A 17,142-nucleotide genomic window follows, 5' to 3' on the forward strand; every position below is an offset into this window, starting at 1 on the left:
GACGATCTGAGTTTATTATCGTGAAGAAATAGTATTTCGTCATAATTATAAAACAAAACAGCCTGTACCTTTTGGTACAGGCTGTTCGTTTTTTATATAAGTATGTTGGTTTGTAATAGGTTATCTTTTTTTGACTAAATTTAAGGTAACTGATTAAACCAACTGATTATGACTAAGAAAACATCTTTATTAGGCTATGTATTACTACTGTTTTTTACAGGGAGTATTTATAACTTATTTGCTTGTACACGGGTTGTATATAAAGGGAAAAATGATTTATACCTCACGGCAAGATCTATGGACTGGAGTGAGGATATAATGACAAACCTGTGGATTTTTCCGAAAGGGATGCAAAGAACAGGGGAGACGGGTAAAAACACGGTAAGCTGGAAATCAAAATACGGTAGTGTTGTTGCCAGTGCTTACGAAATTTGCAGTACCGATGGTATGAACGAGAAAGGGCTGGTAGCTAACCTGCTTTGGTTGGTGGAGTCGGAATATCCTGAATGGGATCATACAAAGCCGGGGCTTGCCATATCGGTATGGGTACAGTATGTACTGGATAATTATGCTACGGTAAGTGAAGCGGTAGAAGGTTTGTCTAAAGAAGAGTTTGTTGTGGTAACCGATAATGTACCCGGACAGGGGCGTAAGGCTACCCTGCATCTTTCAATATCGGATGCTCAGGGTGACAGTGCTATTTTCGAATACATAAACGGAAAACTGGTTGTTCATCATGACGCTTCCTACACGGTAATGACTAATTCGCCTGTGTTCGATAAACAACTGGCTTTAAACGAATACTGGAGTGAGATAGGAGGTACAGTTATGTTACCGGGAACCAACAGGGCTGCCGACCGTTTTGTGAGGGCTTCTTTTTATGCTGATGCTGTTCCTAAAACAGATAATACCCGTGTAGCTGTAGCGAGTATTTTCAGCGTTATAAGGAACTGTTCTGTGCCTTATGGTATATCTACCCCAAATCAGCCGAATATCTCTTCTACGCGCTGGAGAACAGTCTCAGATCATAAGAATCTGGTGTACTACTACGAGTCGGTACTCACCCCAAATGTTTTCTGGGTTGATTTTAAGGATATCGATTTTTCTGAAAAGGGAAAAGTAAAAAAACTTACCGTTGCCAGAGGGGAAACCTATGCCGGTAATGCTGTAAAGGACTTTAAGGACAGTAAACCGTTTAAATTTTTAGGAATAGAATAATTAATTGAGGCGGCATTTAGCAGCCTTTTTTATTTAAAACCGTTCTTCGGTAAGTTGTATGTCTTCCGGTGTGCGTATCATAAACTGGTAAGTATCGCCATATTTGGTTAGGATACCTCTTATTTTTCCGCTTTCCTGAGGAATAGTATTTCCTGCAAAGGAAGCAAAACTACTGGTTCTAAAAATAAAGGTATTTCCGTTTTCATCGGTTAGCAGATAGTTGGTACCTCCGCCAATATCGTTGTTTGCGTCATAAAAGGGAAGGCCTACAGCTTCATTGGTAAACTGTACATTGTCTATTTCTACAAGGCGATGCAGGTAGCTGTCATTTTGCAGTTGTGTTAATGAAGTATGCTGAACCATATTTTCTTCGCTTATTACAGTGCAGGAGCGATTAAGGATATTGGTATATTCAGTAGGCGAAAATCCGGTTAGTGAGGCAAAACCATTATAAACTGAGAGGTCGCCTATTTGCAGTGAACTATTGTAAATCCGGTTATACGTACCTTTAAGTTTGATAAGTACTTTTCGCCCCGGTTCATAGTTAATAAATGTAGAAGTAGCATTAACCAAAACACTAAACCCGAAATCACCGTTTTCGGTTTGCAGTGAAAGAGTTTTATAGAAATTTCCTGCGGCATCACTCGATGTCACATATGCTTCAATCACATCATCATTGGTGTATTCCTGTATGTTTTCTGTTGCATTAATATCCTGTACTTCGATTGTTTTGACCAAAGTGGTTTCGGTACATTCCAGGTTGGGTACACTGTAATCATCATCGTTTATACAGGCTGTTATTGTAATGCAGAGCAATAGTGCGATATATTTTTTCATCCTTAGAAATTGTAATAAATGTTAAGGTAAAAAGTGCGTCCGTAACTGTAAAAGTATTTTGGACCGAAGGAAGGCGTTCCGCTGGAAACATCCTGATTAAGCTGTCTGTAATTGGCATTTCTGGCCTGTTCGTAACCACCGGTTTTGTATATACTGTTGAATATATTATTGATACTGGCAAAAAAGCCTAAGTAGGTTTTCTTTTTAACCCGCCACGATTTTCCGCCCACGGCATTAAGCAGAAATATATTGTCAAACTGTTCCTGCTTCAAAAGCTCGCGGGTTCGATTTTGTGTAGCTTCGGGGAAAGGGAAGCTGTTTACATCCTGCGGATTCTTTAAAAAGTTATCAGTACGCAATAGTGCCGAGATGTCCAGATAACTTCCCGTAAGGTAATTGGCATTTATCCCCGCCCACCAGTATTTTGGGTCACGGTATTCAAAACCAAGGGATAGCGCCTGCTGTGGCATCCCCGGTAGTTTATAATCTTTAAGTCTTGAAGTTCCAAAACTTGTTGTTGGTCCGGTAATACCACTCGGTGTATTAACTTCCTGTTGTAAGGAAGCAAAGGCATCGTTATTAATATAAACCGTAGGGTTGCTGTTGTAGGTGTATTGACCGTATGCCATGCTAAACAGTACTTTGAACATAGTGTTGAAGTTGTATTCGGTACTTAGCTCTGTACCTATAAGCTTTTTGTTAATCCCTGTAACGGTCTCGGCAATAAAAGCATTGGTTTCGGTATTCTCTCCCTGATATACCCCTTCAGCAAAAAAGAAAGAGGTTTCGGTAGCGTTATTAATCAGCGTATAAAAAGCACTAAGGCGTACTTTAAACTTCGGTACACGGATAATATAACTGGCATCAATCGAGGCTATGTTTTCGCTTTCTATACCCTGAACAATACTGTTGTTTAGGCGGGCATTAGGGAAGGTATTGCGCAGAGCAGGTGCTTTTGTCATGTACATTCCGTTTAGTGCAAAGAGTACACGCCCGGTTATTTTGTAAAGCACTCCACCTTTAAAACCGAAATTATCAAAGCTTACCCTGTTGCTTTTACCAAGTGAAGAGTTGGCATAAATTCCGTTTCGGTATAATCCTTCTCTTTGATAATCAGAACGGGAATAGCTTTGTGACAGGTACAAATCGGTTTTACGATAGGTAAACCTAAACTGCGTAAAGGCATCCAGCTGACTGGCAAATAAATTGTAATTATAGCCATAGGTATCATTAAGTCCTACAGTTCTGTTAGGGTTGTTTAGGTCTGACTGAGCCTGACTCCCGCTAAAAAACGGACTGATATCATTATAGTAACTTCCGCCCAGTAAGTCCAGTAGTTTTTTATAGTTATGAGATTTTAAATGCTTAAAGGAAATACCTCCGTTAAAAACAATGTGCGGAGACAGTTGCGACTGTAATGTTGAGTTTATGGAAAGTGTATTATCATCATTGCGGTCTTCATACAAAACATACCTGCTTACCGATGGTTCTCTGCCTCTTTCAATATTATCAGCATTTGTCCCTGCGCGGGTGTTAGCCAAATACATATTGCTCCAGTTTATTTGCGGATTTGCTGTAAAACTCCCTAAAGCCTGTTGTGCAAATACTGTGTTTTCGGGACTGTTACCGGTGTAAATGCCTCCTAGTCCGCCTGGCTGATAGGCATTGTTTGGTACTAAAGCAGGGTTGTTCTCATATTGTGAAGTATAGTAGCTGGGCAGGTTTCGGTAATAAGAAGGGTCGGGGTTTGGTACATTTTGAAAATCAATCCTGCTGTTACCTATTTTACCAAACTGATAAGCAACGTTAGATTGCAGGGTATTACGGGGATTGATTTTATAATAATGGCTCAAAATAAAAACAGGTTCGGCAATATCAATATCACGGCTGTTCCTTTTTTTACCGTTCTGATACCCCCAGTAAGAATTGTATTTTTTACCCATAAGATTAGTCACCTCCTGAGTGTTTGCCGAGTTCTTACCACGGCTGCTTTGTGCGTAGATACCGGTAAAGTTGATACTGTGATTGTCGTTAAACTTTTTTTCCATACTAACGAAAAGCGAGTTGCCCCCGTAGTCGGTACCGTCAAAATTGGCTTCTTCCGCCCAGCGGTGTGATGCCGATATTACATAGCCAAAACCTTTTTTGTTCATGCCCGACGCATAGGTAGCCATGCTTCTCCATTTGTAGGAGGTATTGGTCGCCGTAAATGATATTCTTGTTCCTTTTCTGAACTGCGATGCGCGTGTGTTTATTTCCTGTGTTCCCAGCAGCCCGCCAAAACTATAGTCAGAAGGGGTAGTGCCCAGATTAAATTCCTGATTGCGGGTTGCATCGTTAAGTCCGCTCCAGTTGTTCCATTGTGGCCTGCCATCGCTTATTTTGTTCATCGTTACACCATTTATCATGGTAGTGGCATACCGGCTGTCCAGTCCGCGGGTTTTGTATCGTGCCTGAGACCAGCTATAGGCGGCTGCCTGTTGCAAAGCATCCTTAGAAGCCTGAAGCAGTCCTGATGTATTATCGGTTACAATACTTTCATTCAGGTCGTTTTCGGTAAGGGTTATAAGGTTGAGTTGCTGTTCGGCAGTGAGATCCAGTTCCAGTAGTACTATTCCCAAATCAAGGTTCCTCTCTGGGATAACCGTAAGGTTAAAAGTTTGGGGAACATAGCCGTTACTGCTTATTATCAGGGTTTGTTTTCCTGTGGGAACTTCTATAACCAGTATACCTTCAGAATTGGTAATGGCTGTCTGGTTAGTGCTTTGCAGTATGGCAACGGCATTCTCTACAGGATAGCTGCTTTGCATGTCCATTACTTTACATTGTACCATCGCACTTTGTTGTGCAACACTAATGCAGGTATATAAAAGCAGTAAAAAACTAAAGAATAGTTTTTTCATGAAAGGTAAGGTGATTAGTAAATAATTTATTAAAACGGTAAATATATATTTTTTGGCAATAAAATTTTAACTTTGAAAGTAAGCTTATTATAAAATTTACATGTGAGGAAAAAAACTACGATAACTATACTGGCTTTATTACTGTTTTCCTGTCTTTTAGCACAGGACCGGACTTTTATGGTACATACCATAGCCTTTTACAATACTGAAAACCTTTTTGATACCATAAACAATCCCAAAACCAATGATGAGGAGTTTTTGCCTGCCGGCGAATACTTTTGGAATTCCGGGAAATACCAACACAAGCTGGATAATATAGCAGAGGTTCTTGCTGATATAGGTTCTGATACTAACCCCGATCCGCCAAGTATAATAGGGCTTGCCGAAGTGGAGAACAGACAGGTGCTTGAAGATTTGGTACAAAACCCTAAACTTGCCAAAATAAGTTATGGTATTATTCATTTTGATTCGCCAGACAGAAGGGGGATAGATGTTGCTTTGCTGTATGACAAGAAAAAGTTCAGACCCGAAAGTTATAAAAGTATACCACTGGTATTTACTGTCGACGAGAAAGGCAGGATAGTTAAAAACGTTCCCGATACTATTCCTGATAAAAAATACAGGAAGTATTTTACCCGCAGTCAGTTATTGGTTACAGGCCTTTTGGAAGGGGAAGAGTTCAGTTTTATAGTGAGTCATTGGCCATCAAGAGGGGGAGGTGAAAAGAAAACCCGTCCCTACAGGGATGCTGCAGGTGAACTGAATCGAAAAATAGTAGATTCCTTGTACAAAATAAATCCTAAGGCTAAAATTGTTACTATGGGCGATTTTAACGATGGTCCTTATAACAACAGTGTTCGTAAGGAGCTTGCCGCAAAGGACAGGAAAGAGCAGGTTAAGCCTTTGGAGCTGTATAATCCTATGGGAGAACTGGCCCGTAGCGGGATGGGATCTGTAGCTTATAGGGACAATTGGGATATTTTTGATCAGATAGTACTTTCAGAACCCATAATTCATGATGATTTCAATACGCTTGAATTCTGGAAAGCCGGTGTTTATAATAAAACATATATTACCCAAACATCCGGTAAGTATAAGGGATATCCGCTTAGAACATGGGATGGCGAAGTAGGTTACAGCGATCATTTTCCGGTATATGTTTATCTTATTAAAGAGATAAAAAAATAAGAGCCTTAGCCTGTATTTTCCGTACCTTAGTGTAAAATTTTAAATAGCTTATCATGGCAACCATGAAACCTTTTAACCTTAACAAGTGGATTGAAGACAACCGTCATCTTTTAAAACCGCCGGTTGGTAATAAAAATATTTATCCGTTGTCAGACGACTATATTGTAATGATAGTCGCAGGACCTAATGCCCGAAAGGATTATCACTATAATGAAACCGAAGAACTGTTTTATCAGCTTGAAGGAAGCATTAAAGTTATAGTTCAGGAAGATGGGCAGCGTAAGGAAATGGAACTTAACGCAGGGGATATGTACCTGCATCCGGCAAAAATGCCACATTCGCCGGTTAGGAGTGAAGGCTCTATAGGACTTGTGATTGAAAGGGTGCGTGCGGGAAGAGGTTTTACCGACGGACTTTTATGGTTTTGTGAAAACTGCAACCACAAACTGCATGAAGTGTATTTTGAACTGCATGATATAGAAAAAGATTTTTTACCGCATTTTGAGCATTTTTATAACAGTAAGGAAATGCGTACCTGTGATAAGTGCGGAACGGTAATGGAAGCCGACCCAAGATTTGTCGCTAATAAATAGTGTTACAGGCTACCGATTTGTTATAGTTATATTTCGTTTGCCGAATTAATTTTTATGAGAGTACTTGCTTTCAGGAAGAAAAATTTGTTTTAATCTTATTTTGTGGGCTCAGTATTATTATTTTATAAACAAAATGGCTCTTTTAATGATTAAAATTAAAAAAGGCATATATTTGTAAAATATAACAATTAAAAGCATAAAAGTTAAAAAATGGCAACACTTACTGATCAGTTTGGTATTCAGGAAGCCCTTTCTAAGCTGGGCATACAGGAAATAAACGAAGGTACTTCTACAGGAAGCAACAGCTTTGCTAACGGAGAAATTATAGAATCATACTCTCCGGTAGACGGTACCCTTATTGCTAAGGTAAAAGCATCTACTCAAGAGGATTATGAAGCAGCTGTGGCTAAAGCTCAGGAAGCTTTTAAATCATGGAGGCTTGTACCGGCACCAAAAAGAGGTGAGATTGTACGCCAAATGGGTGAAGAACTACGCAAGTACAAAGAACCACTGGGACAACTTGTTTCTTACGAAATGGGTAAGAGCCTTCAGGAAGGTTTAGGTGAGGTACAGGAGATGATTGATATTTGTGACTTTGCAGTAGGTTTATCACGTCAGCTTTACGGACTTACAATGCACAGTGAAAGGCCAATGCACCGCATGTACGAGCAGTACCATCCGGTAGGGATTGTAGGTATTATATCTGCATTTAACTTCCCTGTAGCAGTATGGAGCTGGAACGCTATGCTTGCTTGGGTTTGTGGAGATGTTTGCATTTGGAAACCAAGTGAAAAGACTCCTCTATGTGGTATAGCTTGCCAAAACATCATAAAAACAGTTTTAGAAAGAAACAACATACCGGAAGGTGTTAGCTGCCTTATAAACGGTAGGGATAACGGTGACCGTATGAATACCGATAAACGTTTACCATTGGTATCGTTTACAGGTTCTACACGTGTAGGACGTCACGTATCTAAAACCGTTGCCGAGCGTTTTGGTAACACTATCCTTGAGTTAGGGGGTAATAATGCTATTATAGTATCTGAACATGCCGATATAAACATGGTACTTGTAGGTGCTGTATTTGGTGCTGTGGGTACTGCAGGTCAGCGTTGTACTACAACAAGAAGATTAATAGTTCACGAAAGTGTTTATGACAAGACCATAGAGGTACTTAAAAGTGCCTACGGTCAGTTAAAAATAGGAAACCCGTTAGACAGTAATAACCACGTAGGGCCGCTTATCGATAAAGATTCGGTTCAAAACTATCTTGATGCTATTGAAAAAGCAAAACAGGAAGGTGGTAATGTTATTGTAGAAGGCGGTGTTATGCAAGGCGAAGGTTATGAAAGCGGATGCTATGTTAAGCCTTGTATCATTGAAGCTAAAAACAGCTTTGAAATTGTACAGCATGAAACCTTTGCTCCAATATTGTATGTAATGAAATACAATGATTTAGAGGAGGCCATTGCTATGCAAAACGATGTTCCTCAGGGATTATCGTCTTCTATCTTTACAAGTAATATGAGAGAGATGGAATTATTCCTTTCACATGCAGGATCTGACTGTGGTATTGCCAATGTAAACATTGGTACATCGGGTGCAGAGATTGGTGGTGCTTTTGGTGGTGAAAAAGAAACCGGAGGTGGTCGCGAGAGTGGATCTGATGCATGGAAAGCTTATATGAGAAGACAGACCAACACCATAAATTACGGATCTGAATTGCCATTGGCACAAGGTATCCGATTTGATTTATAGTTAATAAACTGTTTAAGTGTTATGTGTTAAGAAGGCTGCCTATTGGCAGCCTTTTTTTATTGTTTTATCCAAAGAGAATCGGTAAAATAATGCCTGCAGTCCATAAAGTTTTTCACTACCTGAAATCCGGTTGATTTTGCCAGTTTGTTTATTTCGTCTAAGCTGAATTTTTTGGAGAGTTCAGTCCATATCAGTTCGTCTTTCTCAAAGCTGAAATCAGTATCCAGTACATTACTGTGAATTTGCTGTTTTTTTAAACTGATAAGGTAAGTATGTACCTCACCGTTTTCGGGATTGTAAAAGCTGTAAAAATCAAACTGATCTAAATTAGCATCAGCATCCAGTTCGGTATTTATCCTTTTAAGGAGATTCATATTAAAGGCCTTTGTGATACCATGAGGATCGTCATAAGCTTTTTGTATTATTTTCGGATTTTTGCGCAAATCCATCCCTAAAAGCAGCATATCGCCTTTTTTCATTCCGCTGTTAAATTTCTTTAGCAGGTCTTTAGCTTCATCTATAAGATAATTGCCTATGTTACCGCCCATAAACAGGAACAGGTTTGGCACTTTAGTATCTGCCATGCTTTTAAGTACGTCAAAATAATCTCCTGTTTTTGGTTGCATCTTAACATCAGGCAGTGCCGTTTTAATATTCTTTTCAAGGGCATTAAGAGCTTCCTGAGAGATATCGATAGGGATATAGGTAAAATTGGCTTTACGGTCTAGAAAGGTTTTTAGCATTTGTCGGGTTTTCATTCCGTCACCCGACCCAAATTCTACTATGTTAAACGGGCCTTCAAAATTAAGGCTGTCCAGTATATTGCCCGACTGCCCTGTGAGGATCTCAAACTCACAGCCTGTGGGATAATATTCGGGCATTTTCATTATCTGCATAAAAATGCGGCTGCCGTTATCATCATAAAAATATTTCGAAGGGATATGTTTTTCATCCGATTTTAGTCCGTGCAGTATATCTTCTGCAAAGGGAGTAAGTGCAGTTGTGTTCATTTTATTATTTTTTTGCCAAACGTATTCCGGTAAACTGCCAGCGTTCGTTAGGGTGAAAGAAATTCCTGTAGGTAGATCGGCTGTGATGTTTTGCAGTAGCGCACGATGCTCCGCGCAAAACCATTTGGTTAATCATGAATTTGCCGTTGTATTCGCCTATTGCGCCTTTTGCCTTTTTAAAGTTAGGATAGGGCAGGTAAGCACTGTTAGTCCATTCCCAGCGTTTACCCCAGTCCAGTTTAAATGATGCAGCTTCCCATTCAAATTCGGTAGGGAGCCTCATACCTTTCCATTCGGCAAAAGCGGCAGCCTCATAAAAACTGATGTGGGTGACTATAGCCTCGGGTTCTACTTTTTGAATTCCGGCCAGGGTGAACATGTGCCACTTGTTGTCTATTTTGTGCCAGTAAAGCGGAGCCTTAACCTTATTTTCATTTATCCATGCCCAACCTTCATCCAGCCAGTAATTAAAATTACTGTAACCGCCGTCTTCAATAAATTCAAGGTATTCGGCATTGGTTATAAGGCTTTTCGATATTTCAAACTCTTCCAGATATACCTTATGCCTACCATGTTCGTTGTCGAAACTGAACCCGTCTCCGTTATGGCCTACTTCATAAATACCTTCCGGAAAAGCAAAAAATCCGGAATCAGAATTTTGCTGGTTTTCCCAATTAATATTTTCGTCATACACGGGGAAAATAGGATTACAGCCCAAAATATATTTTATATCGGTTAATAACAGTTCCTGATGCTGCTGTTCATGGTTTATGCCCAGTTCTACCAGTTCATGTATCTGCGGGTCTTTAAGCTGTAGTAGCAGCTGCATGTGTATATCTACATAATTTCGGTAGTCGTACACCTGTGTAACCGTAGGGCGTGTTATATTGCCTCTTTCGGCCCTAAAGGTGCGCTTGCCTACTGTGTTATAATAGCTGTTAAACAGAAAACTAAAGTCGTCGTCATAAATTTTATAGTCCGGCAGATATTTTTTAAGCAGGAATTCCTCAAAAAACCAACTGCTGTGCGCGAGATGCCATTTGGGCGGACTCACAAAATTTACGGGTTGCGGGACATAGTCTTCGGTGTTCAGCACACTGCATATTTCCTCAGTGCGCTTACGTACATGGTTATATATATCTGTTATATTCATTGCTGGATAACAAGAGTTTACTACTAATTTACGAAGAATGTTTTCGGACTAGGGTTTTTAGGGGTGCTTTTAACCAAATTATAACAAACGTTTTTTTATAAAAACGGCAATAAGGATGGTGTTTTGAGTTGGTTTTACTGTATGTTTCTGTAAATAAGTTATTTATTCTAAATTTAAATAACGGCAACCGTTTTGATTATTAAGAAAATACTCTAAATTTGCACCACAAAATAAAAATAACAGTTAAAACAGAAGTAAAAATGCGTTTAATAAAATCTACATATCAGCTTGAGCTTGGAGGAAGTTTCCTTCATGCAGTGCCGGGTTTTATTGCGCACAATATTTTTAGATAGTCACAAACATTTCTAAATATAGCAACCCGGAACTGAAAAGCTCCGGGTTTTTTTATGCAATGAAAAAAAGTAATGTAAACATATCACTTTACAGTGCCCAAAACCTATGGGAGGATACTGTATTTTATGAACCGGATAATTCCTGAAAGGAGGAATAGTGCCTTTATTGTAGGTATAAGCCCGGTTCTTGTTAAGGACCGGGCTTTTTATTTAAGCATAAAATTAAAAATCGATAAATGATCAGAATCACAAAAACAGGCATCACCTAGAGCAGTGCTGCCGCAAAGCAGTAAACTATGGAAACACAAACTACAATGGCTATGGCAGCAGCCGAATTAAGGGGTACAGGTTTTGTAGCCCTTGTAAACAGGGCTTATAAACAGCCGCAGCAAATTTTAGAGATAGAAAACACTATAGAAAGTGTTATTTGCTACCATTTCTCAACAATGAGTGCTGTTAATCATATCTGGAAAAGGGAAACTTTTAGGAGTGTATTACTTCATTTATACGGTGAAGGTTGCTACACGTTGTTAAAGAGCCCTGATTTTATAGAGGTTTTAGCTAATATGAGTGCCTTTGGTAAAATGATGGTTAGGAGTGTTGATTCATGGAAAAAAGAAAGCTTTGTGGCCGAAGATCAGTTGAGGTCTTTCATAAAACACTGTTTTACCAATTATGATGTACCCCAGTTTATGGAAAACGCCTTTGGTGGTGAAAATAAAGTACACATGTTGTGGTATATACAGTTAGGCAGGGGTGATAGTGTTCAAAAACTTAGCGGCTTCCCGGTAGAGTTTACCAAAAGGATGGCCCATGAGTTCAGGAATATTAAAAGGGCATTAACCATACCACGGGCTATAAGGATGGCTCAGGCTTTGGGTTTTGGTGCGACTAATCAACGTGCCGAACTTATTGCATGGTCTGCTTTATCTGAAGGCTTTGATAACGAGGCATTCCGTACAGAGTTGGTAAAGTTTTTTGCCGCTGCCGAAGGCGATATAAGGTTGGACTTGTTTCAGATAACCATTGATTATTTGTTTTACATGAAGGCTGAAAATAATGCCTTTACCATGAAAGGCAGAATCTGGGATGTTTTGTATGTGCAGGCTTTGGGCTGGCATAGGGACATGCTTAAAAAGAAAGCAGCCGAAAGCAACAATCAATGGAAGCCTGCAGATGTAGGTAACTTTTGTATGGAAGAAGATGAAGCCCGTTTTATTATCACTCAGCTTACAAGCTCTGAAGCGTTGTATGATGAAGGTGAGGAAATGGAACACTGTGTGGCCGATTATGTGTATCAGTGTTCTGTAGGTGAAAGTGCAATTTTCTCATTAAGGAAGTTTACGGTAAGCAATGAGTTTTATGAAACACTTGCTACTATAGAGGTGCTTCCTAGCGATAAAGAGATAGTTCAGGCTCAGGCAAAATATAATGATATGATAAGTCAGGAAGCTCATGATGTTATTGTAAAATGGGCTCAACAGGAGGGTATTGTATTTAATTTAGAATCTTACGACGCCGAACCTGAACCTATACCTCAACCGTTACCACAGGTTCAGCAACAGGTGTTAGTCGTGCAGCCCAGAGAGCAACAAAGGCCTGTTGAAAACTATGAGCCATACAAACCGTTTAACCCTTATAGGGGAGTTAATTTTAGTATTGAAGGTGTTGAAACACGTTATATCATCTTCTTTATTATAAAGATGGTTTTGCTTATGGCAAAATGCAGCCAGATATATTAATACTGGCAAAATGTAAAATTTAAAATTATGGCAAAATTAAAATTAAGAGGCAAAGACCTCATAGCTATAGGATATCCGCAAAACAAATCGATAAGTATTGCCATGGAGGCGATGCTTAAACATTACAAACGGGAACCTAAAGGAAAAGTACTTAAGATGCTTAAAGAAGTGCTCCTTGCTCCCAAAAATTATAAACAGGATGGTGTTTTCGGTAAAATAGCCGAAGCACTTACCGATGTAAAGAAAACCGAGTTTAGGCACCTTAATGCAACACGTGCACCGTTTACCATTTTTGGTGAAGGGGAAATACAAAAGAGTGCTAAAGACCAGTTGTATACTGCTCTTAAACTACCTGTGGCAAAAGCGGGGGCACTTATGCCTGATGGTCACCACGGTTACGGACTGCCGATAGGCGGGGTGCTTGCAACAGAAAATGCCGTAATACCTTATGGTGTTGGGGTAGATATAGGCTGTCGTATGTGCCTTAGCATATATGATATTAACCCTTCGTTTATTGAAGGGCATAAGGATAAGTATGTAAATATTCTTGAAAAGCAAACACGCTTCGGGATGAATGAGGTGCATTATAAACCTAATGACCACGAGATTTTTGAACGTACCGAATTCAGGGATATACCTTTTGTGAAAAAGCTTAAGGATAAGGCGTATAAACAATTGGGCTCATCGGGTGGTGGAAACCACTTTGTAGAGTTTGGTATCATTGAAGTTACCGCTCAGGATGATGTGCTTAAAGTTCCGCCCGGTCAGTATGTAGGAGTGCTTTCGCATAGTGGGTCAAGAGGGCTTGGTGCTAATATTGCCAAGAACTATACTTATTTAGCAACTAAGCAAACCCCGCTTCCTAAGGAGGCGCAGCACCTGGCATGGCTGGATTTAAATACTCACGATGGTCAGGAGTATTGGCTTGCCATGAACCTTGCGGGAGATTATGCTTCGGCTTGTCATCATGATATCCATAAAAGGATAGCAAAAGAGCTTGGTGCACGACCGCTTACCATGGTAGAAAACCATCACAATTTTGCATGGAAGGAAGTTATTAACGGGCAGGAGCTTATTGTGCACAGAAAGGGAGCAACCCCTGCACAAAAAAATGTGCTGGGTATTATACCAGGTTCCATGACAGCACCGGGCTATATTGTGAAAGGCAAAGGTAATGAGCAGTCATTAAGCTCTGCTTCTCATGGTGCCGGAAGGGTTTTATCGAGAGCCGAAGCAAAAAGGACACTTACCAGAAGTGATCTTAAAAAAGTACTTAAAAATCATGGTGTTACACTTATAGGAGCCGGTATGGATGAAGCGCCTATGGCTTACAAGGACATCAATAGAGTAATGGCACATCAAACCGACCTGATAGATGTGGTTGGGATGTTTACGCCAAAAATCGTCCGTATGGACAAAGGATAATTAAATAACGGCTGCAATAGCAGCTATAAAACAATAACAATGGGAATTAGTACCTATGAGGTGATGTATATCCAGGCATTGGACAATTACCCTTATAATGTGGAAGAATGTATAGAAAAGCTGCAATATGTAATAGCCGGAGATGATGAGCACGCGGGTGCGCATTGCCTTATGGGGCGTATTTATGAAGAGCAGCTGAAAGATTTTAAACAGGCCGAATATTATTACAGGATGACATTATATCTCGATAGAGACTATACTCCTGTTTACAGCCAGTTTGCAGGTCTTTTAATAAACCTTAAACGATTTAAAGAGGCAGAAGCTATTATTGATATCGGGATGAAAGTGCCGGGTATAGATGAGGCCTCATTAATTTACCTTAAAGGTTTACTCTATGAAAAATATGAGATGTATGCTACGGCGATACAGTATTATACTGATGCTAAGAAAATATGTCTCAATAACTATTTCATGGATGATATGGACGGACATATTAAAAGGGTTAAAGACAAAAAAGACCTTGAAAAGAAGTCTGAAAAAAATAAATCAGACAAAAAGAAGGAGAAGAAAAATAAATCAGAAAAAAGCTCCTGATGCAAAAAAGACGGCCATGTGCCGTCTTTTGTTATTTATAAGTCATTGTGACTAGTTGCGTCCGTTTTCATCAGGGTACAGTAAATGCACGGGCTCACTTTGCCAGTATTCTTTGGTGTTAGCATCCATAATGGTTAAAGGGCCTTTAAATGCTGCACCTGTATCTACATTCCAAACATTGGCTTTGTTTATGGGTATGGTTTCACCTATTCGGGTAACAGGGGTGTGTCCAATAAATATTTCCCTGTACAGCGTAAAACGTTTTGGGTAATAAGGGTCGTCTTTGGGCATGGTTTCATCCAGTGCTAAAGCCGTTTCCCAAAGGGTTCTTTCCCAATAGAACATCTTACTGAAGTATTCGTTTTGCACCCCGTTAAGGTTAGTAAAACCGGCATGTACAAACAATCGGTTATCGTCATCCAGATGATAGTTTTGCAGGCTTTCCATAAAGTCAATATGTTGTTCCTTTTGGCTATCAGTAACCTTGAGGTAAGACTGGGTTGTCACCATGCCACCATGCATAAACCACTGTTCAGTATGGCTGCCTGTTTTAAGCCAGTCTGTAAGCAGGTCGTCATGATTACCACGCATAAATATGCATTGGTACTCCTGTTTAAGCTGTATTAAAAAATCGATAACCTCGGGAGACTGTCCCCATCCGTCTACATAATCCCCTAAAAAAATAAGGAGGTCGTTTCGGGTTACAGCTGCTCTTTCCAGTATTTGCTGCAGTGCTTTAAAAGCACCGTGTATGTCGCCAATTACAAGTGTTCTGCTCATTTTACAAGTTTACAAAAAAATACAGGACAGAAAAGATTAAAAAAAATGTAATATAAAAGAGATATTTTTAATTGTTTAAAAATGTATTTTTATGCCTCAAACCAATTAAAAATCACAGTAATGAAAAAAATCCTTACCTTATTCCTGGCGGGAACGCTGGGATGTTTTGCGCAAACTCCTGTTGAAGGCTTTGAAGACGTAGTTTTTCCACCAGATGGCTGGAGCACATATGATAATGGAGTAGGTTATATACATTTTTGGCAACAAACTATAGAAGCAAATCCTTTCACTCCTCCTTATGAAGGAAATTATGCGGCATTTATTGACCGTGAGAATGTACCTAATGTATATGGTACTGCTCAAGACTGGCTGGTAACTCCTTACACGACTGTTACAGGCAATAGCCCGGCAATTCATTTTTATTCAAGGTTAACCTTAAATGGTGATCAGGGGAGTATTTACAGAATTATGATGAGTACTAACCCTGACTCTTCAAATCTTGGAGATTATACGGTTGTTAAAGAGTGGACTGAGCTTGAAATTAACCCTGTGCAAATGGAATACCGTGAGGTATATGTGCCTATACCACAGCAAGCTATAGGACAGCAGGTTTATTTCGCTTTTGTTATGGAGAATGATTATGGCGACAGATGGTTAATTGATAATGTGTCTTTTATAGAAGATTACTGTGAGCAACCTACAAATCTTGATGCTTCTGTTACTGTACCTAATTCGGCTACCCTTAGCTGGACAGGTGTAAACCAGTCGCTTTGGGAGGTTGAGTTTTTGGCTTCAAACGAAAATCCTACAGGCACTGGTGTATTGGTAAGTGAAAACAGTTATACTGTAACCGGGCTTGCTGCAGGAAATTACAAATATTATGTAAGGGCTGTATGCTCTGAAATTAATCAAAGTGAATGGTCAGGTCCTTATAGTTTTATACTTTATAACGGTATAGATGGTGTTGTTAGTTATGACAGTGATAAAGACAAAGAGTGTGATTCTCCGCTTGAGGGCGCAGAGGTAGTACTCACAGTAAATGAAGGAGAGTATGTATATACAACTTATACAGACAGCCTTGGGTATTATAGTTTTTATCCTTTAAACCTTAGTACTGCTACTGTGAACGTAGAGGTAACTGCTCCCGAAGGATTTAAAGAGATTGACCCTGTAGCCTTGTCTGTTGATTTTAATACACAACCTGATGTAAGTATTGATATGTGCTTTGATAAGGTGAAAAAACATTTACCTGATGATGTTGAGGTGGAAGTAAAGAGTACTTACAGGCTTAATGATACTCAGTTTTCAATATACCCTAATCCGGTTACAGAGAGGCTTTATTTCACATCACAAAATATCGGGCAGCCGGAAACTGTACAGGTGTTTGATGTAAATGGTAAACTGTGCATTGAACAAAATAAGCCACAAGGCAGTGTGGATGTACAAAAACTCCAGCCGGGTTTATACTTTATTAAGCTCAGTACCGGTGCAGAAACAAAAAATATGAAGTTTATTAAACAATAAAAAAAGGCAGGTTTTAAACCTGCCTTTTTTGTAATTTATTATTTTTAAGTGTTTTAGCTGGTTG

13 protein-coding genes are annotated in these 17,142 nt (G+C 39.5%); 8 read left to right on the forward strand and 5 right to left on the reverse strand.

All coding sequences use genetic code 11. From position 1 onward, the window contains the following. Positions 1-168 precede the first annotated feature (168 nt). Positions 169-1,218, forward strand: a complete 1,050-nt coding sequence (locus Q763_RS08200; protein ID WP_035133095.1) for a linear amide C-N hydrolase — start codon at positions 169-171, stop codon at positions 1,216-1,218. 33 nt (positions 1,219-1,251) lie between these two features. On the opposite strand, the gene Q763_RS08205 is transcribed toward Q763_RS08200, so the two are convergent. Continuing rightward, entirely contained in the window at positions 1,252-2,055 is an 804-nt protein-coding gene (locus tag Q763_RS08205; protein ID WP_052123326.1) for a DUF5689 domain-containing protein, read from the reverse strand. Between the two features lie 2 nt (positions 2,056-2,057). Beyond that, positions 2,058-4,958 carry a carboxypeptidase-like regulatory domain-containing protein gene (locus Q763_RS08210; RefSeq protein ID WP_035133098.1) on the reverse strand — a complete coding sequence of 967 codons (2,901 nt, stop codon included), beginning with the start codon at positions 4,956-4,958 and terminating at the stop codon, positions 2,058-2,060. Between the two features lie 102 nt (positions 4,959-5,060). On the opposite strand from Q763_RS08210, the gene Q763_RS08215 reads away from it, so the two are divergent. From Q763_RS08215 to amaB, 3 genes are all read left to right on the forward strand, one after another. Further along, positions 5,061-6,146: an endonuclease/exonuclease/phosphatase family protein gene (locus tag Q763_RS08215; protein ID WP_035133100.1), complete on the forward strand. Its 1,086-nt coding sequence runs from the start codon at positions 5,061-5,063 to the stop codon at positions 6,144-6,146. Between the two features lie 53 nt (positions 6,147-6,199). Beyond that, the gene (locus Q763_RS08220; protein WP_035133102.1) at positions 6,200-6,739 is read left to right on the forward strand and encodes a 3-hydroxyanthranilate 3,4-dioxygenase; all 540 of its coding nucleotides are present in this window, start codon (positions 6,200-6,202) and stop codon (positions 6,737-6,739) included. A 210-nt stretch (positions 6,740-6,949) separates the two neighbouring features. Beyond that, entirely contained in the window at positions 6,950-8,497 is a 1,548-nt protein-coding gene (gene amaB / locus Q763_RS08225; protein WP_035133104.1) for an L-piperidine-6-carboxylate dehydrogenase, read from the forward strand. 56 nt (positions 8,498-8,553) lie between these two features. Here amaB and Q763_RS08230 read toward each other — a convergent pair whose 3' ends face one another. Both Q763_RS08230 and egtB read right to left on the reverse strand, forming a co-directional pair. Then, positions 8,554-9,507 (reverse strand): L-histidine N(alpha)-methyltransferase, encoded by a 954-nt coding sequence (locus tag Q763_RS08230; protein ID WP_035133106.1) that lies wholly within the window; start codon positions 9,505-9,507, stop codon positions 8,554-8,556. Positions 9,508-9,511: 4 nt separating this feature from the next. Then, on the reverse strand, positions 9,512-10,660 hold the full coding sequence (egtB, locus tag Q763_RS08235; RefSeq protein ID WP_035133108.1) for an ergothioneine biosynthesis protein EgtB: 1,149 nt from the start codon (positions 10,658-10,660) through the stop codon (positions 9,512-9,514). Between the two features lie 649 nt (positions 10,661-11,309). On the opposite strand from egtB, the gene Q763_RS08240 reads away from it, so the two are divergent. From Q763_RS08240 to Q763_RS08250, 3 genes are read left to right on the forward strand one after another with little or no spacing between them, the layout of a single operon-like run. Beyond that, positions 11,310-12,755 (forward strand): PcfJ domain-containing protein, encoded by a 1,446-nt coding sequence (locus tag Q763_RS08240; protein WP_035133110.1) that lies wholly within the window; start codon positions 11,310-11,312, stop codon positions 12,753-12,755. 27 nt (positions 12,756-12,782) lie between these two features. Then, positions 12,783-14,180 carry an RtcB family protein gene (locus Q763_RS08245; RefSeq protein ID WP_035133112.1) on the forward strand — a complete coding sequence of 466 codons (1,398 nt, stop codon included), beginning with the start codon at positions 12,783-12,785 and terminating at the stop codon, positions 14,178-14,180. 39 nt (positions 14,181-14,219) lie between these two features. Beyond that, a complete protein-coding gene (locus Q763_RS08250) occupies positions 14,220-14,774 on the forward strand; it encodes a hypothetical protein (RefSeq protein WP_035133114.1) in 555 nt (184 codons plus the stop codon). A 51-nt stretch (positions 14,775-14,825) separates the two neighbouring features. Here the strand turns inward: Q763_RS08250 and Q763_RS08255 are convergent, their stop codons facing one another. Then, positions 14,826-15,554 carry a metallophosphoesterase family protein gene (locus tag Q763_RS08255; RefSeq protein WP_035133116.1) on the reverse strand — a complete coding sequence of 243 codons (729 nt, stop codon included), beginning with the start codon at positions 15,552-15,554 and terminating at the stop codon, positions 14,826-14,828. Between the two features lie 120 nt (positions 15,555-15,674). Here Q763_RS08255 and Q763_RS08260 point away from each other — a divergent pair, with 120 nt between their 5' ends. Then, positions 15,675-17,078, forward strand: coding sequence for a T9SS-dependent choice-of-anchor J family protein (locus Q763_RS08260; RefSeq protein WP_035133119.1), 1,404 nt, complete (start codon positions 15,675-15,677; stop codon positions 17,076-17,078). Positions 17,079-17,142 lie beyond the last annotated feature (64 nt).

This window comes from Flavobacterium beibuense F44-8 (genome assembly GCF_000769915.1).
GTDB lineage: Bacteria > Bacteroidota > Bacteroidia > Flavobacteriales > Flavobacteriaceae > Flavobacterium > Flavobacterium beibuense.

Bases quoted from the DNA above. Each gene is read 5' to 3' on its own strand.
- Q763_RS08200 (WP_035133095.1), top strand. From the start codon at position 169: ATGACTAAGAAAACATCTTTATTAGGCTATGTATTACTACTGTTTTTT.
- Q763_RS08205 (WP_052123326.1), bottom strand. From the start codon at position 2,055: ATGAAAAAATATATCGCACTATTGCTCTGCATTACAATAACAGCCTGT.
- Q763_RS08210 (WP_035133098.1), bottom strand. From the start codon at position 4,958: ATGAAAAAACTATTCTTTAGTTTTTTACTGCTTTTATATACCTGCATT.
- Q763_RS08220 (WP_035133102.1), top strand. From the start codon at position 6,200: ATGGCAACCATGAAACCTTTTAACCTTAACAAGTGGATTGAAGACAAC.
- amaB (WP_035133104.1), top strand. From the start codon at position 6,950: ATGGCAACACTTACTGATCAGTTTGGTATTCAGGAAGCCCTTTCTAAG.
- Q763_RS08230 (WP_035133106.1), bottom strand. From the start codon at position 9,507: ATGAACACAACTGCACTTACTCCCTTTGCAGAAGATATACTGCACGGA.
- egtB (WP_035133108.1), bottom strand. From the start codon at position 10,660: ATGAATATAACAGATATATATAACCATGTACGTAAGCGCACTGAGGAA.
- Q763_RS08240 (WP_035133110.1), top strand. From the start codon at position 11,310: ATGGAAACACAAACTACAATGGCTATGGCAGCAGCCGAATTAAGGGGT.
- Q763_RS08245 (WP_035133112.1), top strand. From the start codon at position 12,783: ATGGCAAAATTAAAATTAAGAGGCAAAGACCTCATAGCTATAGGATAT.
- Q763_RS08250 (WP_035133114.1), top strand. From the start codon at position 14,220: ATGGGAATTAGTACCTATGAGGTGATGTATATCCAGGCATTGGACAAT.
- Q763_RS08255 (WP_035133116.1), bottom strand. From the start codon at position 15,554: ATGAGCAGAACACTTGTAATTGGCGACATACACGGTGCTTTTAAAGCA.
- Q763_RS08260 (WP_035133119.1), top strand. From the start codon at position 15,675: ATGAAAAAAATCCTTACCTTATTCCTGGCGGGAACGCTGGGATGTTTT.